This is a genomic window from Microbacterium sp. B19, assembly GCF_000333395.1.
Taxonomy (GTDB): Bacteria; Actinomycetota; Actinomycetes; order Actinomycetales; family Microbacteriaceae; genus Microbacterium.
Map to the genome: position 1 here is coordinate 1 of NZ_BADA01000206.1, position 3,206 is coordinate 3,206.

Below are 3,206 nucleotides of genomic sequence, written 5' to 3' on the forward strand. Positions count from 1 at the left end.
AGGATGAGTCGCTCGTACGCTTCGGGGCTCGCCTCGGTGAAGGCGTGGCCGTAGCCGAAGTCCATCGTCACGTCGCGCACCTGCGTGCCGTCGCCGGGGACCTTGGAGCCGAAGCGGATCGTCACGCCCTCGTCGGGCTGCACGCGGATGACCAGGGCGTTCTGCCCGAGCTCCTGCGTCTGGCTGCGCGAGAACAGCTGCTGCGGGGCGCGCTTGAACACCACGGCCACCTCGGTGACGCGGCGTCCGAGACGCTTGCCGCTGCGCACGTAGAACGGCACGCCCGACCACCGGCGCGTGTTGATCTCGAGCTTCACCGCGGCGTAGGTCTCGGTGACCGACTCGGGGTTCATGCCGTCTTCCTCGAGGAAGCCCAGCACCTTCTCGCCGCCCTGCCATCCACCGGCGTACTGACCGCGGGCGGTCGCCTCGGCGAGGTTCTCGGGCAGACGGACCGCCGCGAGGACCTTCTCCTTCTCGGCGCGCAGGTCGGCGGCGTTGAAGCTGATGGGCTCCTCCATCGCCGTCAGAGCGAGCAGCTGCAGCAGGTGGTTCTGGATGACGTCGCGCGCCGCGCCGATGCCGTCGTAGTAGCCGGCGCGACCGCCGACGCCGATGTCCTCGGCCATCGTGATCTGCACGTGGTCGACGTAGTTGCGGTTCCAGATCGGCTCGTACAGCTCGTTCGCGAAGCGCAGCGCGAGGATGTTCTGCACCGTCTCCTTGCCGAGGTAGTGGTCGATGCGGAAGATCGAGTCGGCGGGGAAGGCGCTCTCGACGACCTCGTTCAGCTCGCGCGCCGAGGCGAGGTCGTGACCGAACGGCTTCTCGATGACGACGCGCCGCCAGCCGGTGGTGTCGTCGGCGGTCTCGCCGACGAGCCCTGAGGCCTTGAGCTGCGTCGTGACCAGCGGGAACGCCTTCGGCGGGATCGACAGGTAGTACGCGTGGTTGCCCATGGTGCCGCGCTCGACGTCGAGCTTGTCGACCGTCTCCCGCAGGCGCGCGAACGCCTCGGGGTCGTCGAACTCGCCCTGGACGAAGCGGATGCCTTCCAGCAGCTCCTGCCACGTCTCCTCGCGGAACTCGGTGCGGGCGTACTGCTTGACCGACTCGTGGACGACCTTGGCGAAGTCCTGGTCCTCCCAGTCGCGACGGGCGAAGCCCACGAGCGCGAAGCCCGGCGGGAGCAGCCCGCGGTTGGCGAGGTCGTACACCGCCGGCATGAGCTTCTTGCGCGACAGGTCGCCCGTCACGCCGAAGATCACCAGGGCACTGGGCCCGGCGATGCGATTGAGTCGGCGATCCTCGGGATCGCGAAGGGGATTGTGACCGGGTGTGATCTCTACGACCATGCTTTTACTGCGCCGCCTCGAAGAGTGAGAGCACCTCGACCTGCGGGTCGGTGAGCGTGAGAGTGACGACGGGGCGGCCGTGGCCGTCCGCCAGCACGCTCGCGTCGCCCGCGGCCTGTGCGTGGATAAGTTCCCCGAACGTGAACGGGCGCCCGGGTATTTCCAGGTCGACGTCGGTGCGTTCGGTGATCTGCAGGAAGACGCCGTTCGCGGGTCCTCCCTTGTGGTACTGACCGGTCGAGTGGAGGAACCGAGGTCCCACCCGAAGGTCGTGGGTCGACCGGCATCCGCCGCCACGAGCTCGCGGAGTCCCGCGAGCTGGGGGAGGTCGACGCGGTTCACGTAGGCCTGGATGCTGACGTAGCCGTCCTCGGGCACGGCCGCCCAGAGGGCGTCCAGGACGCTCGCGAGCGTGCCCCCTGCGGCCAGGGCCGGGTCGGAGACGCGGACCTCGACGCCGTCGAGCACGAGAGCGGGCTCCGTCGGCTCCGGGCGCGCGTCGAGGAGACCGCGCGCGGCGACCTTCGCCGACTCCACGTCGGGCTGGTCGAACGGGTCGATCCCGAGGAGGCGGCCCGCGATCGCGGTCGCGTACTCCCAGACGACGAACTGCGCGCCGAGCGATCCGCTCACGAGGATCTCGCCCTCGTGACGGTCGAACAGGTGGAACGCGTCCGCGTGGTCGACGAACCGCACGACCTGCAGGTCGGCGGGCTTCGTCTCGAGTTCGGGGGAGACCGGGAGCAGGACGACGGGCAGGATGCCGGTGCCCTCCTTGCCGGTGGACTCGGCGATCAGCTGCTCGATCCAGTCCGGCAGACCGGGGAGGTGGCTGCCGTCGGTGACCAGGCCGAGCTTGTCGCGGCGGAGGTCGCCGCCTCCGGCGATCGCCGCCGCCAGGACGAGGGCCGGGTTCTCGGGCGAGTCGATCGCGACCTCGAGCAGCGTGGCATCCGCTTCGTCGAGGAGGTCGTCGATGTCTACGCCCGCGAGACCGGCGGGGACGAGTCCGAACGCCGTCAGGGCCGAGTAACGGCCGCCCACGGTGGGGTCGGCGGTGAACACGCGGTAGCCGTCGGCGCGAGCGGACTGGTCGAGCGGGGAGCCGGGGTCCGTCACCACGACGATGCGTTCGGCGGGGTCGATCCCCAGGTCGCGGAACGCGGCCTCGAAGGCGCGCTTCGCGGAATCGGTCTCGATCGTCGAACCCGACTTGCTCGAGACCACGAGCACGGTCTCGCGCAGTCCGCCGGACTCGGCGTCACCGTCGATCGCGGCGAGCACCTGCCCGGGGGCGGTGGAGTCGAGGATCACGAGCGGAACGCCCGCGGACCGGGCGATGACCTCGGGGGCGAGCGACGAGCCGCCCATCCCCGCGAGGACGACCCGGGTCACGCCCTGCGCGACGAGGGCGTCGCGCAGGGCCGTGATCTCCGGCACGAGCGGGCGCGAGACGGAGACCGCCTGCACCCACCCGAGTCGTCGGGATGCCTCGTCCTCGGCCGCGGGACCCCACAGCGTGGGGTCACCCGCCGTCAGAGCGGACGCGACCAGCGAGCCGACCAGACCGGGCAGCTCGGAGTCGACGACCGCCTTGGCGTGGCCGGTGGCCTTGACGGCGAAGGTCACTTCGCGGCCTGGGCGCTTCCGGCCTCGAGCGCGGTGGCGACCGTCTCCTGCAGTTCATGCCAGGAGGCGATGAACTTCTCCACGCCCTCGTCCTCGAGCACCTGCGTCACGTCGGCGAAGTCGACGCCCGCCGCGGCGAGCTGGTCGAAGACCTCGTGCGCCTCGGCGTACGCGCCGGTGATGGTGTCGCCGGTGATGACGCCGTGGTCGAAGGGGCCTCGA

1 protein-coding gene and 2 pseudogenes are annotated in these 3,206 nt (G+C 70.5%); all 3 read right to left on the minus strand.

Annotation, left to right across the window (positions count from 1 at the left end):
• Positions 1–1,355: glucose-6-phosphate dehydrogenase (gene zwf, locus I5G_RS07615; RefSeq protein ID WP_022878524.1), on the minus strand; the 1,355-nt coding region annotated here is incomplete at its 3' end.
• A 4-nt stretch (positions 1,356–1,359) separates the two neighbouring features.
• A pseudogene (locus I5G_RS21270) lies at positions 1,360–2,984 on the minus strand (glucose-6-phosphate isomerase).
• A pseudogene (locus tag I5G_RS07625) lies at positions 2,981–3,206 on the minus strand (transaldolase family protein); the annotation flags it as partial. The pseudogenes I5G_RS21270 and I5G_RS07625, both read right to left, overlap by 4 nt.